We start from the raw sequence: 25,591 nt of genomic DNA, 5'->3' as shown, positions 1-25,591 counted from the left end.
CGCAAATAGGGGTAGGGGAATTTCCCCTCACCCACCCAAAATGCTCCGTTCGTGGACCGGGACGCCACAAGGACCAAAACATGACCTTCGATCTAGCTGCCGTTCGTGCTGATTTTCCGATCCTGTCGGAGCAAATTCACGGTCATCGTCTTGTCTACCTCGATAGCGGCGCATCGGCGCAAAAGCCGAATGCAGTGCTTGAGCGTATGGATTATGCGTTCCGCCACGAATACGCCAACGTCCACCGTGGTCTGCACACGCTCGCCAATCGCGCGACAGAAGGCTACGAAGCCGGGCGGGAGAGCGTAAAGCGCTTCATCAATGCGCCGCGCCTCGAAGAAATCATCTTCACCAAATCGGCCACCGAAGCGATCAATCTGGTTGCCTCCTCCTTTGCTGGCCCGCGCATCAAGGAAGGTGATGAGATCATCATCACCACCATGGAGCACCATTCCAATATTGTGCCGTGGCATTTCCTGCGTGAACGTCAGGGCGCGGTTTTGAAATGGGTCGACGTCAAGGACGACGGCTCTTTCGATATGGATGCCTTTGAAGCGGCGCTATCGGACAAGACCCGCATGGTCGCCATGACCCACATGTCCAACGTCTTGGGCACTGTCACTCCAATCAAGGGCGTGATCGAACGCGCCCACGCGCGCGGCATTCCTGTGCTCATCGATGGCTCGCAGGGCGCCGTTCACACCACTGTGGACGTGGCTGACCTCGACGTCGATTTCTACATTATGACCGGCCACAAGCTCTACGGCCCGACCGGCATTGGCGTTCTCTACGGCAAATACGATCTTCTCGCCCAGATGCAGCCCTATCAGGGTGGCGGCGAGATGATCGAAACCGTCACCCTCGAAGGCGTCACCTATAACGAACCGCCGCATCGCTTTGAGGCGGGCACGCCGGCTATCGTTCAGGCCATGGGCCTCGGCGCAGCCCTCGACTACATGCAAAACCTTGGCCGTGAAAACATCATCGCCCATGAGCATGAAGTCGCTGCCTATGCCGCCGAAAAGCTCAAGAGCATCAATTCCCTGCGCATGATCGGCACTGCCGAAGGCAAGGGCGGCATTTTCTCGTTCGAGATTGCCGGTGCGCACGCCCATGACGTCGCCACGGTCCTTGATCGTTACGGCATCGCTGTTCGCGCTGGCACCCATTGTGCCCAGCCGCTGCTGAAACGTTTTGGCGTGACCTCTACCTGCCGTGCCTCTTTGGCCCTATATAACGGCAAAGACGATATTGACGCGCTGGTCGACGGCATTCAGCGCGCCGCGAAATTTTTTGCCTGATTAGGCACGAGAAAGACGACCATGAGCGACGATACCGTAACCGACACGCGCATCACCCCCAGTGTTTCTGCCAGCCTGCCTGAGAATGAAGTCGAGCGGATCACGACCGACCTGATTGGCGCATTGAAAACCGTCTACGACCCGGAAATTCCAGTCGATATTTATGAGCTTGGCCTGATCTACAAGGTTGATCTGGATGAGGATCGTAACCTCACCATCGACATGACCCTGACCGCGCCCGGTTGCCCCGTGGCTGGCGAAATGCCCGGCTGGGTCGAAAACGCTGCCCGCAGCGTTGAAGGCATTCAGGACGTTAAGGTCAACATGGTGTTTGATCCACCTTGGGATGCGACCCGCATGAGCGAAGAAGCTCAGGTTGCGTTGAACTGGTGGTAATGGGACGCGTTTCGTCCTATATATCGTGAATTACCGATAAAGGTTTCGATCCATGCCGTTCAAGATCATGTCGCTGACAGACGCCGCTGTAGAGCGGATCACCGAGATTATCGAAGACTCGGATACGCCTGTGATCGGTCTGCGCGTTGGCATCAAGAATTCCGGCTGTGCGGGTGTTGCCTACACGATGGACTATGTCAGCGAAGCTGTGGCGGGCGATGACCATGTCGAGGACAAGGGCGTCAACGTCTGGGTTGATCCCAAGGCGACCATGTACCTGCTCGGCACGGTGATGGATTTTGAGGCCGGCAAGCTGGGCTCGACCTTCACCTTCAAAAACCCGAACCAGACCGGTGCCTGCGGTTGCGGCGAAAGCATCACGCTCAAGCCTGCGGACCTCAAAGCACTGGTGGAAGCCCGCGCCGAAGCATAATTGGCGACTTGTCTGAAATTTCAAAATGCCCGGAGCGATCCGGGCGTTTTTGTTTTTTGGGGGCAGGGACCATCGTCCGCATCGGGATATGCCCCGTATAAAAATCCCCGCGCCCCGTACGCTTTCGCGTTGAAGCGAGATTGCGCGAGTTGCGGCTTTGTCCTAGAGCGAATGCATGCCAAAAACTCTTCCAGCTGCTTACTCCATCACCCCGCCCGGCAAAGCTCTGAACGGTCGCGTTTCGCCTCCGGGGAGCAAGTCCATCACCAATCGCGCTCTGCTGTTGGCAGCGCTGGCGCATGGCACGAGCCGCCTGACGGGGGCGCTCAAGAGCAAGGACACTGTGCTCATGGCCCGCGCCCTGCGCGAAATGGGCGTCACGGTGGAAGAGCCGGATGCGACTACTTTCCTCGTCACCAGCACAGGCAAGCTGGCCGTCCCCGATGCGCCGCTCTTCCTCGGCAATGCCGGGACCGCAACGCGCTTTCTGACCGCCGCAGTGGCAACGATTAACGGCACAGTGGTCGTCGATGGCGACGAGGAAATGCGCGTTCGCCCGATCAAGCCTCTGGTTGATGCCCTCAATGCGCTCGGCATCGGGGCGTCGAGCCCGACCGGCTGCCCGCCTGTGACTGTTGAAGGCAATGGCACTTTTGGGAAGGGGCGCGTTGAAATCGACGCCTCTCTGTCGAGCCAATATGTTTCCGCGCTGCTTATGGCAGCGCCATTCGGCGATGGCCCAATTGAAATCGCGCTCGCGGGCAAAGACATCGGCGCCCGTGGCTATGTCGATCTCACACTTGCGGCTATGCGCGCCTTTGGCGCTGACGTTGAACAGGCCGACGAAGGCACTTGGATTGTGCAGTCAACCGGCTACACCGCAACCGATTTCCACATCGAACCCGACGCGTCTGCCGCAACTTATCTTTGGGGCATTGAGGCACTGACGGGCGGCAGCATCGATCTTGGTGTCTCAGCCGATGCCTTCACGCAGCCGGACGCTTCGGCGCAAGCCATGATTGCGGCTTACCCGAATATGCCAGCGGTGATTGACGGATCGCAGATGCAAGACGCGGTTCCGACCATGGCCGTCGTCGCTGCCTTTAATAACACGCCTGTGCGATTTGTTGGCATTGCCAATTTGCGCGTCAAAGAAACGGACCGCATTCGGGCCGTCGCCAATGAGCTTAATCGGATCATGCCGGGCCTCGCCACGGAGGAGGGGGACGATCTGCTCATCGCATCCGACCCACAACTCCCTGCCAAGCTTAAGGGGCGCAACTCGCGCGCAAAAATTGAGACCTATCACGATCATCGCATCGCCATGAGCTTTGCTCTGGCGGGCCTACTCGTCGATAACGTGGTTATTCTCGACCCCGCCTGCACAGGCAAGACCTATCCGGAATATTGGGACATGCTGGAAAGCCTCGGCGTTACGCTAACGCCGGCGGCTTGAGTTAGGCGACGGACGAGGCAACCGAGCGCGGGGTTTGCAACTCATCTTCACAGATGACGCGATTACGCCCCGCGCGCTTAGCTGCATACAGACAGGCATCGGCGCGGTCGACGAGGCTGGCGAAACTGTCGGCCTGGCCGAATTTTGCAACCCCGATAGACGCGGTGAGATTGCCCAAGCGCTCGCTCGTGGAAATGCGCAGCAATTGCTTGCTCTGAATGGCTTCGCGAATGATCTCTGCGGTAAGGGACGCTAGGCGCATGTCGGTTTCTGGCAATATTGCCGCGAACTCTTCACCGCCAAACCGGGCAGCAATGCCCTTGCCCTCGAGCGAAGTCTGCAACTGCCCAGCGACGAGGCGCAGCACTTGGTCGCCGGTGAGGTGACCATAGCTGTCGTTAAAGGCTTTGAAATTATCGATATCGACGAGCAGAAGACACAATGGCGTGCCTGCTAGGCGCGCTTCGTGCATGGCGTCTATCAGACAGGTGTCAAAGCGCGCACGATTATAGAGCTTGGTCAGCGGGTCCAGCATCGCTTCGCGGCGGACTTCGTCCAGATCACGCTGCATATTGGCAATTGCATCGCGTGATGCGGCCAGCTGCGCGCTGAGCAAGGAGTTGTCATCCTGCATCCGCTCAGTTTCAACAATGAGCTTCCGCGTGATCTCTTTTACGGAACTTGCATCGCGCGCTGTATCAAGGTCGTACCATGCGCTGGAGAGCGTGGTGCTGAAATCTTGCGCGGTTTCGAGCGCACCTTGAATGGCGCCGTTCACGGCATTGATGCGCTCGGCAACGCGGTCTGAAACAACAGACACCCGTTCTGAGACCGCCACCTCGAAAAACTCCTTGTGGAGCAGTTCGGCAGTGAGCGGAGTGAGCTGCACGCCAGACATGAAGAGCGCGTTGAGGCGATCGTTCAGGCTCTGGTTGGTGCCTTTGACATAGGTGTAAAGCAGCTCGTAAAAGGCCGGTTCGGCCGGTACGCAATTCTGCTTCAATTGATTTATGGCGATTTTGGCAAAGCCAAAAGAGCGCTCTAGATCCTGATCCGACACTACCACCAGCCCCCCGGTGTGCTGGCCTAATCCAGCATGGTTAAGTGAGTCGTGCGTAAGGATATTCTCACGCGGATGTGAGAAAGTAACGCTCCAAGATGTAGCAATGCTTAATCTTGGAGCGTTTAATGATTATTGGGCAATGCGCGTCGGGCGCAGCAAGAACGCTGGGATTGGTCCGGCGTCGCCAAATGGCCCATTATTGTTCGGCGCTGCCACTGGTGCAGTGTCGTTATTGCGCTTGCGGCGTGCGTTGTCGGCGCGCGTTCTTTGCGGCTTAAGTGGTTCGTCCACGGTATTCGTTTCTACTTCTGTAGGCGACGGAGCCACAACATCGGACTTTTCAGCCTTAGCGACCTTGCGGGTGCGACCGCCACGACGGCCACGCGATGGCTTGGCTTCAGCGTCTTCAGCAGCATCGGGAGCCGCTTCAGTTGTGATTGCCTGGGCAGTCTTACTTGGCGCGAGCCATTCGATCTGCTTTTGGATCAGCTTTACGATCGCATCGAGGTGCTTTTCGTCTGCGGGGGCGACGAATGTGTAGGCAACACCAGAGCGACCAGCGCGACCCGTACGGCCGATACGGTGAACGTAATCCTCGGCGTGCACAGGCACGTCGAAGTTGTACACGTGGCTTACCGCTGGAATATCGAGACCACGTGCCGCGACGTCACTGGCAACCAGGAGCGTGAGCTTGTTGGTCTTGAAGGCATCCAGAGTTTCCATGCGGCTCTTCTGGTCCATGTCGCCATGCAGCGAACCAGCGGAGAAACCGTGGCGCTGAAGCGAGCGGGCGAGGGTAGCCACATCACGCTTGCGATTGCAGAAGATGATCGCATTGGTGAGGTTCTCCGCCGCGTTGATCTGTTCGCGCAGAGCCGCGCGTTTCTGATCTGGGCGCGAGGATACCTTGACCAGCTTCTGATCAATCGTGTCGGCGGTCGAAGAGGTGCGCGAGACCTGAACGTGGACTGGGTCCTTGAGGAAACGCTTGGTGAGGCGCTCGATCTGTGGGTCCATCGTTGCCGAGAACAGCATGGTCTGGCGACGCGGCGGCAGGCGCGAACAAATCTTTTCGATATCGTCGATAAAGCCCATGTCGAGCATGCGGTCCGCTTCGTCGATGACGAGAACTTCCACGCCGGTCAGCAGGATCTTGCCGCGATCGAATTGGTCGAGCAGACGGCCAGGAGTAGCGATCAGCACGTCAACGCCGCGATCAAGCTTCTTGTTCTGCTCTTCAAACGATACGCCACCGATGATCAGAGCCATCGAAAGACGGTGATTTTTGCCGTACTTCTCAAAGTTCTCGGCAACCTGCGCCGCGAGTTCGCGGGTCGGTTCGAGAATGAGTGTGCGGGGCATACGAGCGCGGGCGCGGCCGTTTTCCAGCAGCGTCAGCATGGGCAATACAAAAGAGGCAGTCTTCCCGGTACCCGTCTGCGCGATACCAATAAGATCCTTCTTATTCAGAAGGTGTGGAATTGCCTGAGCCTGGATCTCGGTAGGCTTCGTGTAACCAGCGTCTGTGACAGCTTCGGTTACCTTGCTCGAAAGCCCAAGTCCGGAAAAGTCGTCGGTCAAGTCGGTCGTCCCAATCAGCGGTGCGGAGCGGCGCTATTCAGCCAGTACATGACCTCAGCGTCACCGATGAGCGCGCGCCTGTACCGCTATTGCGGGCGCGCTGCCCTAAAAGTTTCGAATGGAAACAATGTCGCGTGACCATTCGCGTTCAAAAGCAACACACGGCGGATCCAGAGTGTTGCAGGGTGCTGACGTTAGCATTCCCCGGCGATAGAAATGCCGATGCCTAACGTATAGCTAGCGGCGCGGACCATAGCGCAAACCCCTTGACTGTCAACGGGTTTGCCCGATTCACGCCATATTGCAGTAAATCTTTGCTGATCAAATGTCCAAATCGGTCACAAAAGCAGCGTTCTCCTGAATGAATTCATAGCGCAATTCAGGCTTGTTGCCCATCAATCGATCCACGGCGGTGCGGGTTGCATCGCGATCATCCAGCATTTTCACCTGCAGCAACTGGCGCGATTTCGGCGACATCGTCGTCTCGCGCAGGTGCACATAAGGCATTTCACCCAGACCTTTAAATCGGGTGATGTCGATTTTGCTCTTGCCGGTGAACTCGGTCTTCATCAACTCGTTCTTATGGGCGTCATCACGCGCATAGAGCGTCTTGTTGCCTTGAGTGATGCGGTAGAGCGGCGGCAGGGCAAGATAGAGGTGACCATTCTCAATGAGTTTGGGCATCTCTTGGAAAAAGAAGGTGATGAGGAGCGCGGCAATGTGCGCCCCGTCCACGTCCGCGTCGGTCATGACGATGATTTTGTCATACCGCAACTCATCTTCAGAATAGCGATCGCGGGTACCGCAACCGAGCGCTTGGATGAGATCGGCAATCAGCTGGTTGGCGGCGAGCTTGTCTCGGCTTGCGCCAGCAACGTTGAGGATCTTGCCGCGCAGCGGCATAACGGCCTGCGTAATACGGTTACGCGCCTGCTTGGCAGATCCGCCCGCCGAGTCACCTTCCACGATGAACAGTTCAGCACCCTGCGCCGCATTCTGCGTGCAGTCTGCGAGCTTGCCGGGCAGGCGTAGCTTGCGTGTGGCGCTGGCGCGATCGATCTCTTTTTCCTTGCGGCGACGCAAGCGCTCTTCAGCGCGCTCTACGGCCCAGTCGAGCAGCTTGCCTGCCTGATTGGGTGAGGCCGCCAGCCAATGGTCGAACGCATCGCGCAGCGCTGTTTCAACAATACGCGTGGCTTCTTGCGAGGCGAGCTTGTCTTTGGTCTGGCCGACGAATTCAGGTTCGCGCACGAACACCGACAGCATGGCCGAGCAGGAGGTCAGAATGTCCTCAGCGGTCAGATTGGCCGCGCCCTTGTGTTTGATCAGTTCCGCATAGTTCTTGAGGCCGCGCAGCAGCACCATGCGCAGGCCCGCTTCGTGCGTGCCGCCATCAGGCGTCGGGACGGTATTACAATAAGACTGTACGCCGCCGTCCCCCAAGGTCCAGGCAATCGCCCATTCGACCGAAGCGTGGCTGCCGGGGCGGCCGGTCTTGCCCGCGAAAATTTCGTCGGTAATGCGCGTTTCGCCTTCGATCCGCGCCGTCATGAAGTCCTTGAGGCCGTCCGGATAGTGGAACACAGCCTTGGCCGGAACGTCGTCGCTCGCCAGTTCTTCGTCGCAGCTCCAGCGCAGCTCAACGCCACCAAAGAGGTATGCCTTGGCGCGGGTCATGCGGAAGAGGCGACCGGCATTGAACTTTGCGGTCGGGCCAAAAATTTCCGGGTCGGGATGGAAGCGGGTCGTGGTGCCGCGACGGTTCTGCACGCGGCCAACATTGACCACGTCCTGCACCACCTTACCGCGTGAAAACTGAATGCGATAAAGCTGTTGCTCGCGCGCGACCTCAACGATCAAGTCGTCCGAGAGCGCGTTCACAACCGAAACGCCAACGCCGTGAAGGCCGCCGGATGTTTCATAGGCCTTGCCGTCGAACTTGCCGCCGGCGTGCAAAATCGTGTGCACGATCTCAAGCGTTGAGCGACCTGGGAACTTTGGGTGGATTTCGACCGGAATACCGCGGCCGTTATCCGAGATGGTCAAATAGCCATCGGCGCCCAAATGAACTTCGATGCGGGTCGCGTGACCAGCGATCGCTTCGTCCATCGAGTTGTCGATAACTTCGGCGAAGAGGTGGTGATAGGCGTTAATATCCGTGCCGCCGATATACATGCCCGGACGGCGACGGACAGGCTCAAGGCCTTCCAATACCTCGATGTCGGCAGCACCATAGGCCTCCGGCGAACCGGAGACGCGAGGCGCGACTTCGGCTTTCGGTTTGATCTGTGGTTGGTCTTGCTGAGGAGCGGCTGCTCCGAAGAGATCTGACGACATACATTTTCCATCAGTTCGGCCCGAATCGGGCGAATTGGGTTTTCTACCATATCGCGAGGATTTTTGCCGGTCTGGACCTGCGTTCAATTCCCACAGATGAGCTGTGCTTCATTGCCGTCAAGGTGAACGATATGAGAACTCTGGATGTACCTGATGGGTGCTTGTTCTCATTCCGGGACAGTGAGTGTCCCAGGATACGTGGATGAATTTACGTTCTGTTTGTTTCTTGGGAGCACTTTTTTAAGTGCGTGCTGATACTCATGTGGACATACGGTTTTTGTATGGAGTTGCCGTATGAGGGCAGATCACTTGAGTATTGCGTATCAAACAAGTGTTCCCCGCCCAACTGTGCCAGGACATTGGCCACACGCCGGAAATAGTATTGCGTACCGGCTGGCCAATCTCCGCACCTCGCGTGTTCTTGCGATGGTGTTGGCGATAGGTCTCTTTTATTTCTGCTGAATATCTTGTGCCGTCCTTCGGGGCGGCATAAACTTATGCATCGTTCAATGTCGAGACGGGAGGGTGACGTGACAATATTTCCGACGCATCGCCAGCGTGGTCCCGTTCATGCCCTGTTGCTTAGGCGGCAGGGCTGACCAGTCGGTCCGGACGATATTTCGCTCCTTCCCACTTGGTTCGCCCTTTATGGCGCTTCGGCTGATGCTGTAGCGCTGAATTGACGGCAAATGGCGCCACACTTGCGCCGATCCAATGAGCGAAATCCATGGGCACTCTCAGTCTCAAAAATGCCGGCCACCGTGCGGGCGATCTCTTATTCTCAAAGCTCACTCTTTCCATCGCTGATGGCGACCGTGTTGGCCTTGTGGCGCCAAACGGGCGTGGCAAGTCTACGCTTTTGCGGGCCCTGGCGGGGGAGCTTGAATTGAGCGAAGGCGCGATCACGCGCTCGCGGGGCTTGAAACTCGGCTATATTCCGCAGGACATTCCGTCAGAATTTCTCACGCTCTCCTTCCGCGACTTCGTTGGCACGGGGCTCGACCGCAGCCAGCTCGAAAGCGAAGGCTGGCGTGTTGATGTGGTGCTGGAGGAGTTCTCCATCCCAGAAGAATTTCGAGACAAGGCTCTCAACCAGTTGAGTGGTGGGTGGCAGCGCATGGCCCTTTTGGCGCGCTGTTGGGTTGGCGAGCCGGATGGCTTGCTGATGGACGAGCCCACCAACCATCTTGATCTCTCCCGTATCGTCGCGCTTGAGGATTGGCTCGCCTATGCGGCGAAATCCATGCCGGTGGTTATCGCTAGCCACGATCGGGCCTTTCTCGATCGCGTAACCAATAGGACACTGTTCCTACGTCCTGACGAGCCTGTCTATCTGCCGCTTGCCTACTCAGCCGCCCGCTCGGAGCTTGATCGCGTCGATGCGGCGGCCCAAGCCCAGCGCGAGCGCGATCTCAAAGAAGCCACTCAGCTGCGCAAGCAAGCTGCAAAACTGACCAATATCGGTATCAACTCGGGAAGCGATCTGCTGACGGTGAAATCCAAGCAGTTGCGCGAGCGTGCCGAGAAGATTGAGAACAAAGTCCAGGAGGTGCATCGCGACCGGACGGGCTTGGTCAAGCTCGGCAACAGCGGTGCGGACGCCCGCGTCATGATGACAATCAGTAGCCTTCCTGTTACCACTCCGAATGCTATCCCCTTATTCTCAATTGAAAAGCTTCATATTTTTCAGGGAGATCGGGTTGTCCTCTTAGGCGCAAATGGTGCTGGCAAATCCCAATTCATGCGCATCATTACAGAGGCACTTGCGGGCGATGTGGTTGACGGTGTGCGGCTCTCGCCCCAGCTTGTGCCCGGATATATGGACCAAGCCCTCGCTTGGCTCCCCACCAATCGGTCATCACTTGATTACCTATTGGAGCGGTTTGACGAGGGCGATCGGCGGACGATTGCGCTGTTGGCGGGCGCGGGTTTTGCCACCGAGAAGCAAACCAAGCCAATGGCGACACTGTCCCTTGGTCAGCGGGCGCGTGTCGCGCTCTTGGCGCTAAGATTAGCCAAGCCCAATTTCTATTTGCTGGATGAGCCGACCAATCACCTCGACATCCCCGGGCAAGAACAGCTTGAGGACGATATCTGCGGGCAGGGTGCCACGGCCATTATCGTCAGTCACGACCGCGCGTTTCTGCGGGCGGTTGGGACGCGGTTTTTGCAGATCAAGGGCAGGCGGCTGGTCGAAGTTGACAGTCCGGAAGACTTTTTCGCGGAGATGGCTGCCGCTCTCTAAAAAGAACGGGAGCCCCGCGAGGAGCTCCCGTTCTCACCAACTGACTGGAGGTCAGGTCAGTGTTCAGCGATCAACATGCTCTGGCAGAGCTTTTAGCTGATCTTTGGTAAAGCGCGTGACGCCGTGCACATTGCCGTCCTCGTCACGCATGAAATTGAGGTCTGACACGTTCAGAGCGACCGGCTTTGCGCCGAGGCCGAGAAAGCCACCGACATCAACGACAACCTGCGAAATTGCGCCAAGTCCGTGAACATGGGCGACCTTGCCGACATGGTGGTCATCCGGGCCGTAAATTGTCGCGCCTTCTAAAACGGCAGCGTTCAGCTCGGTAACGGAAAGGGGTGTGTGACGAGTATGGTCCATAATGAAATCCTTTTTGGTGTTGCTTATTATGGGATGGTCAGCTGGGGCTAAACCGGACTGCGGGCCTCAAGGGCGGACAGCATTTCACCGATCCGCGCCGCCACTTCTGAATCGAAGCTTTGGCTCTCTTGGGTCAGCTCGTATTCATGCAGTTCGCCAGTTGTGATGCCCGCACGGCGCGCGAAGCTCTTCGCATCGAGACCAAGTGCTATGCGTCGATCGCGATCGACTTGCGGCTGGGGGGCAAAGGCGGATGAAATATAGCTCATGATTTCAGACTCCACAGTGCGTAGTGGCAATGTGGCAGACGCCAAAAGGTTCACTCAAAATGGCTGTGTTCGGTAACAAAGAATAAAAAAAAGCCGCCCCGGCGGGCGGCTTTCGTTTGAGCTATGCTCAGATCTTAGTGGTGGTGCTCTTCTGGCACTTCGTCTTCGTCAGCCTGGATGAGCTTTGCGAGCTCTTCACGGGTCATCTTCTTCTCGGTGATTGCACCGGTATCGATGATCAGGTCGACGACCTTGTTTTCGAAGATTGGAGCACGCAGGCTTGCGAGAGCCTGTGGGTTCTTGCGGTAGTAGTCGTAAACCTGCTGTTCCTGGCCTGGGAAGCGACGGACTTCAGCGATAAGCGCCTGCTGGTGCTCTTCGTCCGAAACCTGAACTTCCTTGGTGTTGCCGATTTCAGCAACAACGAGACCGAGACGCACGCGGCGTTCCGCGATACGGCGGTACTGTTCACGAGCTGCTTCTTCGGTGGTGCCTTCGTCTTCGAAGGAACGGCCGTGCGACTGCACTTCGTGCTCAACGCGCTGCCAGATGGTCGCGAATTCAGCTTCAACCAGCTGAGCTGGAACGTCGAACTTGTGGCCGTCATCGAGAGCGTCCAGAACCTGGCGCTTCATGTGCTGGCGACCCATGGAAGCGAGAGCCGATTCCATCTGTTCGCGGATGATCTTGCGCAGTGCTGCAACGTCTTCGAGGCCGAGCTTCTTAGCGAATTCGTCGTCGAGTTCGCCAGCGTTCGGGCCGTCAGCATGCAGGATGGTGACGTCGAAGGTTGCTTCCTTACCGGCCAGATCAGCGTTCTGGTAGTCAGATGGGAAGGTAACCTTGATGGTCTTGGTTTCACCCTTCTTCTGGCCGACGAGCTGTTCTTCGAAGCCAGGAATGAATTCGCCCGAACCAACGGTCAGGTGAGCGTGCTCGGAGGTTCCGCCATCGAATGGAACGCCATCGATCTTGCCAACGAAGGAAAGGCCGAGACGGTCGCCGTTTTCGACAACTGCGCCATCACCCTTGTCGGTGTAGCCGCGGTTCTGTGCGAAAACGCGGTTCACTTCGACGTCGACTTCTGCGTCGGTCACTTCGATCACTGGCTTGGTGATCTTGACGCCAGCAGTGTCCATCAGTGTTACTGGTGGGAGAACTTCGTATTCAACTTCAAATGCCAGATCGGTCTTGCCGTCGAGCACGTCGTTGATCACTGCCTGATCCTGCGGCAGATCAACCTTTGGCTGAGCAGCTGCGCGTTCCTTGCGGGTGTCGAGCGCGCTAGCAACGGTTTCGTTGATCGCGTCGGTCATGACTTCGGACATAGCCGAACGGCCATAGACCTTCTTCATGTGAGCGGTCGGCACCTTGCCGGGACGGAAGCCCTTGATGTTAGCCTGGCCCTTGAGCTCTTCGAGCTTGGTGTCGAGGCGCGCGTTAAGGTCAGCGGCCGAAATGGTGACGCTGAGCTTGCGCTTCAGGCCTTCGTTGAGGGTCTCAGTTACCTGCATGGGGGTCTATTCCCGTCTTGTTTGATCTCGTTAGGCCAACGGCATGACGCATTGATTCAGGAGGCGAGGCCACGCGAAATTTTCGCGCCAGATGAGCCGTTTGCTTTTCTTACCCCGCGTTAAATACAGGGCTTGAAAGCACAAGACCCATCTGTTGGGTCGACACTTTCACCAATCCATCATTTGGACGCGCCAAAACAAAGCGCGGCCTCAGGCCGGGTTGATGGAGGCGTATAGAGGCTATTCGGGCTTGGTGCAAGCATTGCTATGCCTGTCTAAACGCCGGATACCCTAGCAAACCTGCGATTTTTCATGTGGTTGCATCTTGGCGCGGTAATCAAGTGGTGAGGGAGCGGGTTCACTGCGCAGTTTTCCACATGGTTGAATGCGCCAGAGTCGGCTGTTTCACAAGATTCTGTGCTTTGAGCTGAGGAGAATGAGGGCAGGGCATTGACCCCGTTATGACAATATCATAGCAAGCCGACAGCGCGCTCGTGGCGGAATTGGTAGACGCACTGGATTTAGGTTCCAGCGCTTCACGGCGTGGGGGTTCAAGTCCCTCCGGGCGCACCATCACTCACCTGTTGAGTGGTTTCAGATGTAATCTGATTGAAAAAGCGGCAGCCGTGATGCCGCTTTTTTCGCATCTAGCGTTTGGCGTCGTTAGTACGGGCCATCGCCCCCCTAGTGTGATCTGCCGACGGCATATTTCTCTTGTTATCTACGGCTCTACAGCCTGTGGCGCTCCGGGATGATCTGCGCACATTGTCGGTGGCGAATAGACGTCACTTCCACTCTCTTATGACATTGCCCAAGAGCGCCGCTTAAAACTGCGGCACCAAAACCGCGTCTTGTGGTGGTTGGGCTGCAAATCTGTGCGTGCCGCCTAAACTTTGTGCATATACCTCACTTTGCCCGTGCTACACTGTTTTTCGCTTATTGACTAAGGCTATGGAAAATATGGTTTTCTTGAAGCTTGCGTGAGTTGGCACACCCTATGCATATGTATTGGCGGTAATTGCCGAAAGTGGCCATGGAGGCATGAGTTGAAAAAGATCGAGGCTATCGTAAAGCCGTTCAAACTCGACGAAGTAAAAGAGGCACTGCAGGAAGTAGGTCTGCAGGGCATCACTGTGACCGAAGCCAAAGGCTTTGGGCGCCAAAAAGGCCACACGGAGCTCTATCGTGGCGCTGAATATGTGGTGGACTTCCTGCCAAAGGTGAAGGTCGAGGTGGTTTGCACCGACGACGTCGCCGAAAAGGCAATCGAAGCTATCCGTGCAGCAGCCCAGACAGGGCGCATCGGCGACGGCAAGATCTTTGTTTACTCGATCGAACAAGCGATCCGCATCCGTACCGGCGAATTTGGTGACGACGCGCTCTAAGTCCCCTTAGACCGAGCGCATCGCACCCGACTGAATACAACCGTTTCCGCAAGACAGGGGAAAGACCCAAATGACGACCGCAGCCGACATCATCCAGCGCATGAAAGACGAGGACATCAAGTACCTGGACGTGCGCTTTACCGACCTGCGCGGTAAGCTTCAGCACGTTACTATGGACGTGTCTGTTGTCGACGCCGACATGTTCGAAGACGGCGTGATGTTTGACGGTTCCTCGATTGCTGGCTGGAAGGCCATCAACGAGTCCGACATGGTTCTCATGCCAGATCCGGCGTCCGCCTACATCGACCCGTTCTTTGCTGCCAAGACCCTCGCAATCAACTGCGACATTCTCGAGCCAGCAACCTACCAGCCATACAACCGCGACCCACGTTCGATCGCGAAGAAGGCTGAAGGTCTCGTCAAGTCGTCTGGTGTTGGTGACACCGTCGTTTTCGGTCCAGAACCAGAATTCTTCATCTTCGACGACGTGAAGTACTCGACCGCCACCTATAAGGTTGGCTTCCAGGTTGATGCGGCAGAACTGCCAACCAACAATGATGCAGACTTCGAAGGCGGCAACAACGGCCACCACATCGGCATCAAGAAGGGCTACTTCCCAGTTCCACCGCTGGACAACGCGCAGGACATGCGTGGTGAAATGCTCGAAGCCCTCGGCGAAATGGGCGTCATCATTGAAAAGCACCACCACGAAGTGGCATCGGCTCAGCACGAACTTGGTCTGAAGTACAAGACCATGATCGCATCGGCTGACGACGTGCTGATCTACAAGTATGGGGTTCAGCAGGTTGCTAACTCCTACGGCAAGACTGCAACCTTCCTGCCAAAGCCAGTCTTTGGCGACAATGGTTCGGGCATGCACTGCCACATGTCGATCTGGAAGGATGGCAAGCCACTCTTCGCTGGCGACCAGTACGCTGGTCTTTCGATGGACTGCCTCTACTACATCGGCGGCGTCATCAAGCACGCTAAGGCGATCAACGCTTTCACCAACCCGACCACCAACTCCTACAAGCGTCTGGTTCCAGGCTTTGAAGCTCCAGTTCTGCTGGCTTACTCGGCTCGTAACCGTTCGGCGTCGTGCCGTATTCCATTCGGCCAGTCGCCGAAGGCAAAGCGCGTTGAAGTTCGCTTCCCAGATCCACTGGCGAACCCATACCTTGCCTACACCGCACTGCTGATGGCTGGTCTTGATGGTATCAAGAACAAGATCCACCCAGGCGAGCCAATGGACAAGGATCTGTACGAACTGCCAAAGGACGAACTCAAGGAAATCCCAACCGTCGCCGGTTCGCTCCGCGAAGCTCTGGAAAGCCTCGACAAGAACCGTGAGTTCCTCAAGGTCGGCGGCGTGATGGATGACGATTTCATCGACGCTTACATCGAGCTCAAGATGGCTGAAGTGCTGCGTGTCGAAATGACCCCGCACCCAGTCGAATACGAAATGTACTACTCGGCCTAATTGGCAGGGTTTGGGGAAGGGGCCTTCGGGCCCCTTTTTCTTTTATAGGCTTGGGAAGGCGCGGCGCATGGCGTGACGCCAATCCTTGGGCGCCTCCAGTGCCAATTGCGCGTCGCGTGTGGAATAGTGCTCGGTGAACTGCACAGCAAAGCCGATGTCGAAGAGGCGCACGACCGCCCCCTCAAGCTGACCGATGGTGACGAGTTCGCCGATTGCCGGTTGGAACGGTGCCGATACCGCTGCCCCGCGACCGGAATAGTCGATGACGAGGCATGGCTGTGGCCACTCATCCTGTCCGCGACAAATGATGGTGCGTGGGTTTTTTGGTAGCAGACGTTCGCTACTGCGGCGGTTGTTGGTTTCCGTCCACAGTGTTTCAGTGAAATTGTTGATACGTTCGTTGTGCTCCAATGTGCGCGCGCTGCTCATGAGCAAAGCCATCTCAAACCCATCTTCTAGGCGCCGTGTCACCGGGCCCTGCAGGGCACCAAAAGCGGCAAAGCGTGCCGTAACCATTTCACCCAATTGCGGAATAATCGGTGCGGCCACGCCCAGACTGGTCGTTGCGATCATACGTAACCGGCAAGCAAACAGGTTGAGGCCAGCGTGAGCAGGTCTCGCGCCAAGTGAGTAGCGGCCTGAAACAGTGGTAATGCCGTGTACGACGATAGACGCTTGTGGGGATAGCTCGGTCACGTGGAACCCTCCAGTGTGCAGAAGCTACAGCAAAACTGGCAAGCCGACGTTTAAACTCATCGCTGAATTTTATGACCTGCCTTAGCTATTTAGAAAGCATAGGGGCGTGCCATATAAACATGACAATTATGGTCAAGAATCTCTTGACCTGGCATTAACATGAGTTTAGCAGTCCGGTTAAGGGTGCTTGTAGCCCAGTTTACAAAACCGGATCTTCCAAATGCGTCGTTCACTCCTTCGGGGTGCGAGTGCTGTTGCGCTCGCCCTATGCCTTGCCGCGCCTAGCTCTGCTCACGATGCGAGGCTCCACGCTAATCCTGAAGCGGGCAATGGCAGCCCTCACACGGCTGCGGGCATCCTCAGCACGGTCAACAATCAGGGTCCAAAGACTGCTGATAGCCTGACCATCGGCATTTGGAACACCGCCGCCAACATCACCACCTATACGATCGGCAACAGCTGGAACGATTGGGTGCTGTATCTGGCGCTCGATAAACTGCTTGAGCCATCGCCCTATATGTCCAAGGGCCGCTCGTGGCTGGCGACTGAAGTTGTGCAGGTGTCGGAAGACGCGCGCATCTGGGAAGCGGAAATCCGTCAGGGCGTAAAGTGGCACGACGGCACTGACATGACCGCCGAAGACGTTGTCTTTACCTACAATCTTTACCTCAACGGCCCGGCAAACCGCTGGACCCACCACGTTTCTGACGTGCCACGCATTGAAACCATCGAACTGGTTTCGCCCACCCGCGTCCGCTTTACGGCGCCGCGCCCCATGCCAAACTTCGATCTCGTGACCGCGCCCGAGCTGCCGATCATGCAGAAGAAGCAGTGGGAAGGCATCGAAGACCCGCGCACCATGACCGATCCGGTCATTGGCACCGGCCCCTACAAGCTGGTCGAATACAAGGCCGACGAATTCTACCGCTTTGAAGCGCACGAAGAATTCTGGGGCGGCGCGCCGACGGTCAAGGAACTGACGCTGGTCATGATCAAGGACCCGCAGACCATCTTTGCGGCTCTGAAGTCCGGCGAAATCGACGGTGCTGCGCGCGCTCTGCCGCCTGAAATGGTCGCGCAGTGGAAGGACGATCCCAATATCGAGATCGCACAGGCGCCAACCCTTTGGGGCACCTGGATGCAGATGAACCTCAACGATCCGGTGTTCAACAACCGTGATCTGCGCAATACCCTCTCGCTCGCGATCAATCCTGAAGAAATGGTCGAGCGCGTCATGCTCGGTCGCGCGCAGTCCGGCAAGCACGGCTGGCCGCACCTCGACAGCACCTGGACCAAGCCCGGTCTTGAAGTGCCATTCGATGCCGAAGCCGCAAAGGCTGGCTTTGAAACCCTCGGCTTTGTCGACGCCAATGGTGATGGTTATCGCGATCTGCCCGATGGCACGCCGTTCGATTGGCGCATCGTGGTTTCGACCAATCAGCCGCTCTATGTGCGTGCTGCCGAGGTCATGGTCGAGCAATTCGATGCCGTGGGCATCAAGACCCATGTTGAGGCCGTGGACGCTGCCACCTTCAACAGCCTGACCACCGATGGCAATTACGAGTTCTCGATCTCCGAAATTACTCCGCACGGTTTGGCCGATCAGGACCAGTACATGCAGTTCTATTCGAGCCCGCAGATGAAGACGCTGCTCGAAAGCGAACCAGAACGTCTGGCGCTCTACAATGAGTGGTGGGAAGCGGACAGCCGCGAAACGCGTCAGGACGCCCACTTCAAGCTGCAGGAATATGAACTGAAATACCCGAGCCGTTTCATGCTCTGGTACCCAGATGGTCTGTTTGCCTACAACTGGAAGGCCTACGACAACTACGCCTCTTCGTTCGGCTACGGCATCTTCCACAAATACTCCTTCTTGCCTGAAGCTGGCCGTATCGGCACCTCCGACTCCATCGATCAGTTGATCGCGGAATAAGTCTGGCTCGCCCGCGCGGCTTCGGTCGCGCGGGCTTTTTGGCGTTTCAGTCCATGTATTATCTGCGCACGACACTGCAGTATCTGCTGACTTTGCTCGCGGCTCTCGCGGCGAACTTCTTCTTGCCCCGTTTGGCGCCCGGCGATCCCATCAACGCTCTGCTCGGCGCAGACGTCGTTGAGACCATGACCGAAGAACAGGTGGCGCAGGTCGCGAGGGAACTTGGCATCCATGATGCCCTCCACGTGCAGTTGTGGAACTATCTCACCGGCATATTCACCGGCGATTTCGGCATGTCGATCAAGCTGGGCATGCCCGTCTGGGATGCCCTCATCCAGAAGCTCCCGTGGACGCTGCTGCTGATGGGTTTTGCGCTGGTCATCTCGACTGTGATCGGCACGGTTCTAGGCGTCATGTCCGCCTGGAAGCGCGGTGAAATTGCCGACATTGCAACCATGGGCGGCGTGCTCTTCGTCGGTTCACTGCCGCCGTTCTGGCTGGCGATGATGCTCATCATTCTCTTCTCGACGACCCTTGGCTGGCTGCCATCCTACGGCGCTTACAAAGTGGGCACGTCCTTCCCGAGCCTGAATTGGTTCCAAGGGGTGGGGCTGCGCTTGATCATGCCGGTGCTGGCTCTTGCCATTGTCCAAACCACCTCGGTCCTTCTGATTGCCCGTTCCTCCATGCAGATGGCGCTTGATCAGGATTACATCATGTTCGCCCGCGCCAAGGGCGTGTCCGAGGGCAAGATCTTCTTCAAGCACGCGTTCCGCAATGCGCTGCTGCCGCTCTACACCCACACCATGATGGGCCTTGGCGCGCTCATCGGCGGCTCGCTCATCATCGAGACTGTGTTCTCCTATCCCGGTCTCGGCGGTCTCATCGTTCAAGGCGTCAACTCGCGCGACTATCCGCTTTTGCAGGGCCTGTTCGTCATCACCACGATTTCGATCATCGCCGCGAACTTTGTCACCGACCTTCTCTATCCCCTGATTGACCCGCGCACGCGGCGGGCGGGTTAAGTCCATGTCGACAGCACACTATTCCAATACCAGACGTGTCATCGCGCCGTTCTCGACGGCAACCGGCAAGGTGCAATGGCTGGGCATCACCATGCTGGGCATCATTGTCCTGCTCGCGGTCATGGCGCCGCTTTTTGCTGGCTATCTGCCGCGCGCCCTAAGCTGCGCACCGTTCGAAACGCCAAGCGCGGCCCATATTCTGGGCTGTGATGATGCGGGCTACGATATCTGGTCCCAGCTGCTTTATGGTGCGCGAGTTTCTCTCATCGTCGGCCTTTCGGTCGCTACGGTCTCAACCGTGATTGCCACCGCCGTTGCCATTCTCGTTGGCTATCATGGCGGCTGGGTTGATCGCCTCGTCATGCGGTTCATCGACGTGGTACAAGCCATGCCATTCATGCCGCTGGTCATCGTTCTGGGCGTCTATTTCGGGGCCTCCATCCAGACGCAGATTATTGTGATCGCGCTCGTCATGTGGGCGAGCCCTGTGCGCGAGTTGCGCGCGCAAATTTTGTCCATTCGATCAGCCGGTTATGTTGAGGCATCCATTGCTATGGGGGCAGGGGGCTGGTTCGTCGGTCTCAAACATATCCTGCCAGAGATTGCGCCTCTCATTGTGCCGCAGTTTGTGCGCATCGCCCTTGCGGCGATAATGGTCGAAACCTCGCTGAGCTTTTTGGGTCTGGGCGATCCCCTGCAAAACTCTTGGGGGTCGATCCTCTTCCACGCCAATGCGCGCGCCGCTTTCCTCACCGGCACTTGGATCTATTGGATCTTGCCGCCCGGCATAGCCGTCTCGCTCACCGTTTTGGCTCTGGCCTTCATCGGCTTTGGCTATGACGCCTCGCTCGCGCCACGCATCAAGGTCAAGAAGCAGGCACTGCCGCTAGCGCCAGCTCATGCTGCGCCGCAGCCTGGCGCGGCCTTGTCCGCTCAGGGCCTGACCATTGTTTACGATACTGAATTTGGCACCAACACCGCCGTAAAAGCCTGTGATCTGACCCTCCAAAAGGGCGAGCTTTTGGGCCTTGTTGGTGAGTCCGGTTCCGGCAAAACCACACTCTCGCTCGCCATCCTGCGTCTCCTGCGCCATCCGGCCCGTGTCACGCACGGCGCGGTCTGGCTTGGTGACGATGATCTGCTGGCAAAAGACGCCGAAGAGCTTCGTGCGCTGCGGGGGCGCAAGATCGCCCTTATCCCTCAGAGTGCCATGAACGCACTCAATCCCGTGCTCACCATTGGTGCGCAGATCGAGGAAGCTCTTGAGCGTGGCGATAAGCTGCCCAGCGACCAAAAATCCGCCAAGGTGAACGAGTGGCTGGGCAAGGTTGGCCTCCAAACCAAGCACGCCAACAGCTACGCCCATGAACTCTCTGGCGGTATGCGTCAGCGTGCCGTCATCGCTATTGCCCTGTGCAACACGCCCGAGGTGGTGATCGCCGATGAGCCGACCACTGGCCTTGATGTGCTGGTGCAGGAAGAGATCATGCAACTTCTGCTAAATCTCCGACAAAGCCTTAATTTATCTATTCTTTTCGTCACTCATAATCTCCCCTTGATCGCGCGCCATGCCGATCGTTTGGCGGTTATGTATCAGGGCGAATTGGTCGATCTCGGCGCGCCAGAAAGCCTGCGCACGGCGGCTCTTCATGCTCATACGCGGGCGCTTTTTGACAACCTCCCAGAGATCGACGACCCAAAACTTTGGCCGCAGGGCGTGCCGAATGGCGATCCCGTCATTGCCTTTACCGGCGTGACGAAAACCTATTACCCAAATTCGGTTTTGGGCCTCAATCTCGGCGCACCGCACAAAGCGCTAAACGATGTGTCCTTCACCCTGCGTCCCGGCGAAAAGCTTGGGCTGGTTGGGGGCAGTGGGGCGGGTAAATCGACCCTGGCCCGTTTGGTCATGGGCATGATCAAGCCCGATAGCGGCACGATTGCCTATAACGGTGCTCCGCTTGGTGCGGGTCGTACCGCCCGTAAAACCATGGCGCGCGCCGTCCATATGGTGTTCCAGGACCCGTACCAGTCCATCCGCAATCGCATGTCCATTCGCGACATCATTGCCGAACCGCTACGCATCCACGGCGAACGCGACGATGGCGTTATCGCGCGCAAGGTTGCGGCAGCATTAGCGGCAGTACGTCTACCGTCCGATGGGCATTTCATGTCCCGTCGCCCGGTTCAGCTCTCTGGCGGACAACGCCAGCGTGTCGCCTTCGCCCGAGCATTGGTTTGTGACCCCAAGGTGATCATCGCCGACGAGCCAACCTCAATGCTTGATCAATCCGTGCGCATGGAAATCGTGCAGTTGATGGAAGACCTACGCCGCGAATACGGCACGGCCTTCCTCTTCATCACCCACGACATCGCCTTGGCACGCCACTTCTGCGACCGGCTCATAGTGTTGAGCGAAGGCCGGATCGTTGAGCACGGGGATGCGGACGCTGTCGTCCAAACCCCACAACATGACTACACGCGCAAGCTGATCGCAGCGGCCTGACGCACAGAAAGACAAAGATGAGCGGACGTTTTCTCTATTTGCAGAATAGTTACGGTGGCCCCCCGCCTGCGCTTTTGCGTGTCGCAGACCACACTCTTGATATCTACCAGCAGTACGACACAGACCGGCTCGATTGGTCGGTCTACGATGCAGTCATCATCTCCATGAGCGCCGATCAGGTTCACCTTGTGGAGATCACGGCGAAGCTGCAGGCCTACCTCAATGGCGGCGGCACGCTGGTCATCAATGGTCATGTGGCGCGCCCATTCCTGCCGGAATTGCAACGCTATGAGCCGATGGAAAAGCGCGGCAAAGCCGAGCTGGTCATTCATCGCGAGACCGAGCACCCGATGTTTGCCTCCGTCACCGCTGAACAGCTCACGCTGCGCAAAGGCGTTGCTGGCTTTTATGGCCGAGGCACCAATCCTGCTCCCGCAGGCGCGACCGTCATTCACTCTGTCGGACCTGATCATGTTGCCGTCGATTGGCTCTACGAGCGCCCTGAAGGCGGCCGCATCTTCGTTCATTCGGGCGTTGAGCTATGGGCGGTGCTGATGCTCGAAGGTCCAGAGCAGGGCATTCCTGTCATTCAAGCCATTTTCGATTGGTTGGCGCAAACCTCGCAGGTGGCAGCATGAACACAGTTTTGAAGCCGATAGTTGCCGTCATCGACGGCGGCCAGCACTATCATCATGACGCGATCACCCGGGAGCCATTTGCCTCCTATTTCGATCACATCATCTATCTGCGCGATGTCGCCAAAGCCGATCTCACCCAGTTCGATATCGTCATCATTCCCTGCCGCACCAATGCCTATTATCTGGCGCCGCTGAGCCGTCAGTTCCAGGCGTTCATGCGCAATGGTGGCACCCTTGTCGCCATGGGTGAGACCTTCCCCAATACATGGCTGCCCAATATCGGCCTGCGCGAAATGCCGACCAACTTCTGGTGGTGGCTGACCCCCGGTGCCGATCTTGGCTTGCGCATGAGTGATCCCGATCACGTGGTCTGCGATTACCTCAAAAAAGAAGACGTCACCTTCCATCTCCACGGCGCTTTCGAGCCGCTGCATGAAAACCAGAAATCTCTGGTCGAGACAACCGATGGTGAGTGCCAGATGTTCGAGGACGAGGTGTCCTATGCGCCCGGTCGCTTGATCGCCACGACGCTCGATCCTTTCTTCCATCACGGCGCGTTCTTCATGCCCGCAACCACCCGCATGTTGGCTGGTATGTTGCCTTGGCTGATCGACACGGAAGCCGAGCGAAAGGCTGCTCTGGCCGAATGAGTACTGCAGATTTGGAGGCCGCTCCGGCGGCTGTTCCTCCGCGGCAGGCGTTCTTGAACGCCATGTCGCAATTCGCCAATTCGGTTTGCATCGTGGCCACGGACGGTTCCGCCGGCCGCGATGGCACCTGCGTTTCGTCCATGACATCGGTTGCCGCCGATGGTGAGAAACCGACGCTTCTGATCTGTCTCAACGAAAAGAGCCGGGTCACGCCAAAACTGCTCACCAATGGGCGGTTTAGCGTCAATCTTCTTAGGGCGAGCGAGCAGGGGATTGCCGACCTCTTCGCCGGTCGCTGCGGCGGCGTTGCCGAGGGTTGGTTTGACGATCCGCGCTGGATGCTGGGGGAGACTGGCTTGCCAGTCCTCAACCCAGCCCTTGCCAGCTTTGAGTGCTCGGTCTTCCAGACCAGTTTCGTGGGCACGCACCACATCATCATTGGCGCTGTCGAGGCGGTTTACACCACCCAGAGTGGCACCCCGCTCATCCATTCGCAGCGCCTCTATCGCTACCTCGCTTAGGCGAAAACCTGTACGTTGAAGGGTACACAGAACGATGACTGAACCGACAAGCGGCAAACTGCTGCTGATCCATTCGCACTACGGCACACCGCCGGGCCTATTTGATTTGGCGATGCAGCGTGGCGACGCCATTATCGTGCGCGAGAAAGACCTCACCCCTGAGCATTTCGCTCAGGCCAAAGGCTTGATCACCACCAGCCACATCGACCAGTTGAACTTCCTTGCTCTGCGCCCGCATCTTGAGGCTTTCCTCGCGCGTGGCGGCAATTGGTTCTTCAATGGCCACATCCTGCGCGAACTGGTTGGCGGGCTCAAAATCTACCAGCCCATCATCAAGGCCAAACGCGCCGATCTGGTGCTGACCCGCATCAACGAACACCCAATTTTTGAAGGCGTCGATCAGCCGTCCTTTGAAGAAAACAAGGGCGTCGCAGGTTTTTACGGTCGTGGCCATAACCCACTTCCCGAAGGCGCTCTCGTGGTCAATGGCATTGGTCCAGACAACTTGCCAATCGATTGGGAATGGAGCCTCCCGACCGGTGGCCGCATCTTCAGCCACGCTGGCAATGACATTGGTGGCATGGGCGGACCGAACCCGAACCACGCCCTTGTCGCCCCCCGTATTATCGCTTGGACCATGGGAGAACTCTAATGGCCATTCTCGCCATCAATCCCGGCACTTACTACCACCTGGAAAGTTTTGAAGCGCCACGCTACGCGCAGTATTTCGATCAGCTCGTGCGCCCCGAAGACCTGCCGAACGTCGATCTCAACGCCTTCAATGTCGTGCTGATCCCGTGCCGTACACCAGCCGACCGCATGGAGCCGCTCAAGCAGCAATTGCTCGATTATCTCGATAAGGGCGGCACCATCATCGCCACTGGCGAGAGCGACAGCGAACTCTTCCTGCCCAATATCAAGGTCACCCCACAGCCGACCAATTTCTGGTGGTGGCTCACCCCCGGCGCAGACCTTGGCGTGCGCATCGCCAAGCCTGAGCATAGCCTCTTCCAATATCTCACCCAGAAGGACATCACCTGGCATTTGCACGGCTGGTTCGATGTTCCCGAAGGCGCCGAAGTGCTCGCCGTCAACGAAAGCGGCAAGCCCATTCTCTATATCGACGAAGTGACCACCAAGGGCCGGATGATCATCACCTCGCTCGATCCCTTCTACCACCACGGCAGCCACTTCATGCCTGCCACCACGCGCTTCCTCGACGGCTTCTTGCCCTGGATGCGCGCTGAACTCGATCGGGATTGCCTCTGATGACCGCCGCCACTCTCACCGTTTTGGAAAACGGCAAGCCACTGACCTACACCTATGCCGACCTCATGGCCTATCACGGTCATGGTTTTCCGGGCGGCGTCGCCCACGGGTTCAAGGTTCTGGAGCGCTCGCTCCCACTCATGGCTAATGGTGCAATCCCTGAGCGCCGCGAAATCTCCTTCCGCACCTCGTTCGGAGGTCCGGGCGGTCGCGATGCTTTGGAAATGGTCACGCGTTGCCTGACCGAAAACCGCCTCTCGATTGAGCCCGATCTGGCGCAGACCGAGCGCGGCGACACCATGGCCCGCTACGTTTGGCTGGTGAGCTATCGCGGCACCACGGTCAGCGTTCGTATCCGCGAAGGCATTGTCCGGGACGAGTTCATCGCCTTGGGCAAAAAGGCCAATCGCACGGACGACGAAAATGCGCGTCTTGAATATCTAAAAAGCGAAATGGCGGAGCGGATTTTATCCCTCCCCGCCACCGAAGTTTACGAGACCTTCTGAGCCTAGCCGACCAACACGGTGATC

Annotated in this window: 23 protein-coding genes and 1 tRNA gene; 17 read left to right on the top strand and 7 right to left on the bottom strand. The window is 57.5% G+C overall.

What is annotated here, in order from left to right; genetic code table 11:
- The first annotated feature begins 80 nt into the window (after positions 1-80).
- The 4 genes from HKD40_RS02190 to aroA all read left to right on the top strand — a co-directional run bounded on the left by HKD40_RS02190 (position 81) and on the right by aroA (position 3,586).
- On the top strand, positions 81-1,301 hold the full coding sequence (locus HKD40_RS02190) for a cysteine desulfurase (protein ID WP_169194072.1): 1,221 nt from the start codon (positions 81-83) through the stop codon (positions 1,299-1,301).
- A gap of 21 nt (positions 1,302-1,322) precedes the next feature.
- Positions 1,323-1,697: an SUF system Fe-S cluster assembly protein gene (locus tag HKD40_RS02185; protein WP_169194071.1), complete on the top strand. Its 375-nt coding sequence runs from the start codon at positions 1,323-1,325 to the stop codon at positions 1,695-1,697.
- 52 nt (positions 1,698-1,749) lie between these two features.
- Positions 1,750-2,130 (top strand): iron-sulfur cluster assembly accessory protein, encoded by a 381-nt coding sequence (locus tag HKD40_RS02180; RefSeq protein ID WP_169194070.1) that lies wholly within the window; start codon positions 1,750-1,752, stop codon positions 2,128-2,130.
- Between the two features lie 175 nt (positions 2,131-2,305).
- Complete coding sequence (gene aroA, locus HKD40_RS02175; protein ID WP_169194069.1) at positions 2,306-3,586, top strand: 3-phosphoshikimate 1-carboxyvinyltransferase; 1,281 nt, start codon at positions 2,306-2,308, stop codon at positions 3,584-3,586.
- 1 nt (position 3,587) lies between these two features.
- On the opposite strand, the gene HKD40_RS18140 is transcribed toward aroA, so the two are convergent.
- From HKD40_RS18140 to parE, 3 genes are all read right to left on the bottom strand, one after another.
- Positions 3,588-4,646, bottom strand: a complete 1,059-nt coding sequence (locus HKD40_RS18140; RefSeq protein ID WP_169194068.1) for a GGDEF domain-containing protein — start codon at positions 4,644-4,646, stop codon at positions 3,588-3,590.
- 132 nt (positions 4,647-4,778) lie between these two features.
- Positions 4,779-6,230: a DEAD/DEAH box helicase gene (locus HKD40_RS02165; protein WP_169194067.1), complete on the bottom strand. Its 1,452-nt coding sequence runs from the start codon at positions 6,228-6,230 to the stop codon at positions 4,779-4,781.
- A gap of 321 nt (positions 6,231-6,551) precedes the next feature.
- Entirely contained in the window at positions 6,552-8,567 is a 2,016-nt protein-coding gene (parE, locus tag HKD40_RS02160) for a DNA topoisomerase IV subunit B (RefSeq protein WP_169194066.1), read from the bottom strand.
- Positions 8,568-9,294: 727 nt separating this feature from the next.
- Here parE and HKD40_RS02155 point away from each other — a divergent pair.
- The gene (locus HKD40_RS02155) at positions 9,295-10,812 is read left to right on the top strand and encodes an ABC-F family ATP-binding cassette domain-containing protein (protein ID WP_169194065.1); all 1,518 of its coding nucleotides are present in this window, start codon (positions 9,295-9,297) and stop codon (positions 10,810-10,812) included.
- Between the two features lie 63 nt (positions 10,813-10,875).
- Here HKD40_RS02155 and HKD40_RS02150 read toward each other — a convergent pair whose 3' ends face one another.
- The 3 genes from HKD40_RS02150 to tig form a co-directional block, all read right to left on the bottom strand.
- Entirely contained in the window at positions 10,876-11,175 is a 300-nt protein-coding gene (locus HKD40_RS02150) for a PRC-barrel domain-containing protein (RefSeq protein WP_169194064.1), read from the bottom strand.
- A gap of 47 nt (positions 11,176-11,222) precedes the next feature.
- Positions 11,223-11,444, bottom strand: coding sequence for a hypothetical protein (locus tag HKD40_RS02145; RefSeq protein ID WP_169194063.1), 222 nt, complete (start codon positions 11,442-11,444; stop codon positions 11,223-11,225).
- Positions 11,445-11,578: 134 nt separating this feature from the next.
- The gene (tig, locus tag HKD40_RS02140) at positions 11,579-12,958 is read right to left on the bottom strand and encodes a trigger factor (RefSeq protein WP_169194062.1); all 1,380 of its coding nucleotides are present in this window, start codon (positions 12,956-12,958) and stop codon (positions 11,579-11,581) included.
- Between the two features lie 488 nt (positions 12,959-13,446).
- On the opposite strand from tig, the gene HKD40_RS02135 reads away from it, so the two are divergent.
- The 3 genes from HKD40_RS02135 (at position 13,447) to glnA (ending at position 15,823) form a co-directional block, all read left to right on the top strand.
- A tRNA-Leu gene (locus HKD40_RS02135) sits at positions 13,447-13,531 on the top strand.
- 473 nt (positions 13,532-14,004) lie between these two features.
- Positions 14,005-14,343 carry a P-II family nitrogen regulator gene (locus tag HKD40_RS02130; protein ID WP_169194061.1) on the top strand — a complete coding sequence of 113 codons (339 nt, stop codon included), beginning with the start codon at positions 14,005-14,007 and terminating at the stop codon, positions 14,341-14,343.
- Positions 14,344-14,413: 70 nt separating this feature from the next.
- Positions 14,414-15,823 (top strand): type I glutamate--ammonia ligase, encoded by a 1,410-nt coding sequence (gene glnA, locus HKD40_RS02125; RefSeq protein WP_169194060.1) that lies wholly within the window; start codon positions 14,414-14,416, stop codon positions 15,821-15,823.
- Positions 15,824-15,865: 42 nt separating this feature from the next.
- Here the strand turns inward: glnA and HKD40_RS02120 are convergent, their stop codons facing one another.
- Positions 15,866-16,519 (bottom strand): hypothetical protein, encoded by a 654-nt coding sequence (locus HKD40_RS02120; protein ID WP_169194059.1) that lies wholly within the window; start codon positions 16,517-16,519, stop codon positions 15,866-15,868.
- 220 nt (positions 16,520-16,739) lie between these two features.
- On the opposite strand from HKD40_RS02120, the gene HKD40_RS02115 reads away from it, so the two are divergent.
- Genes HKD40_RS02115 through HKD40_RS02075 form a run of 9 tightly spaced genes read left to right on the top strand, consistent with a single transcriptional unit; the run spans position 16,740 to position 25,567 of the window.
- Positions 16,740-18,452 (top strand): ABC transporter substrate-binding protein, encoded by a 1,713-nt coding sequence (locus tag HKD40_RS02115; RefSeq protein ID WP_169194058.1) that lies wholly within the window; start codon positions 16,740-16,742, stop codon positions 18,450-18,452.
- 53 nt (positions 18,453-18,505) lie between these two features.
- The gene (locus HKD40_RS02110) at positions 18,506-19,477 is read left to right on the top strand and encodes an ABC transporter permease (RefSeq protein WP_169194057.1); all 972 of its coding nucleotides are present in this window, start codon (positions 18,506-18,508) and stop codon (positions 19,475-19,477) included.
- 4 nt (positions 19,478-19,481) lie between these two features.
- Positions 19,482-21,983, top strand: a complete 2,502-nt coding sequence (gene nikE, locus HKD40_RS02105; RefSeq protein ID WP_169194056.1) for a nickel ABC transporter ATP-binding protein NikE — start codon at positions 19,482-19,484, stop codon at positions 21,981-21,983.
- A 17-nt stretch (positions 21,984-22,000) separates the two neighbouring features.
- On the top strand, positions 22,001-22,621 hold the full coding sequence (locus HKD40_RS02100; RefSeq protein ID WP_169194055.1) for a hypothetical protein: 621 nt from the start codon (positions 22,001-22,003) through the stop codon (positions 22,619-22,621).
- On the top strand, positions 22,618-23,271 hold the full coding sequence (locus HKD40_RS02095) for a hypothetical protein (protein ID WP_169194054.1): 654 nt from the start codon (positions 22,618-22,620) through the stop codon (positions 23,269-23,271). The genes HKD40_RS02100 and HKD40_RS02095 overlap by 4 nt, the downstream gene beginning before the upstream one ends.
- Entirely contained in the window at positions 23,268-23,792 is a 525-nt protein-coding gene (locus HKD40_RS02090) for a flavin reductase family protein (protein WP_169194053.1), read from the top strand. Before HKD40_RS02095 ends, HKD40_RS02090 begins: the two co-directional genes overlap by 4 nt.
- Positions 23,793-23,826: 34 nt before the next feature.
- A complete protein-coding gene (locus HKD40_RS02085; protein ID WP_169194052.1) occupies positions 23,827-24,444 on the top strand; it encodes a hypothetical protein in 618 nt (205 codons plus the stop codon).
- Positions 24,444-25,061 carry a hypothetical protein gene (locus HKD40_RS02080; RefSeq protein WP_169194051.1) on the top strand — a complete coding sequence of 206 codons (618 nt, stop codon included), beginning with the start codon at positions 24,444-24,446 and terminating at the stop codon, positions 25,059-25,061. Before HKD40_RS02085 ends, HKD40_RS02080 begins: the two co-directional genes overlap by 1 nt.
- A complete protein-coding gene (locus HKD40_RS02075; protein WP_169194050.1) occupies positions 25,061-25,567 on the top strand; it encodes a hypothetical protein in 507 nt (168 codons plus the stop codon). Before HKD40_RS02080 ends, HKD40_RS02075 begins: the two co-directional genes overlap by 1 nt.
- Positions 25,568-25,591: the final 24 nt, after the last annotated feature.

The sequence above is a fragment of the Devosia sp. MC1541 genome (assembly GCF_012847305.1).
In the GTDB taxonomy this organism is placed as follows: Bacteria; Pseudomonadota; Alphaproteobacteria; order Rhizobiales; family Devosiaceae; genus Devosia.
Note: the sequence above shows the minus strand (reverse complement) of the source record. Positions and strands in the feature narration are given on the sequence as shown.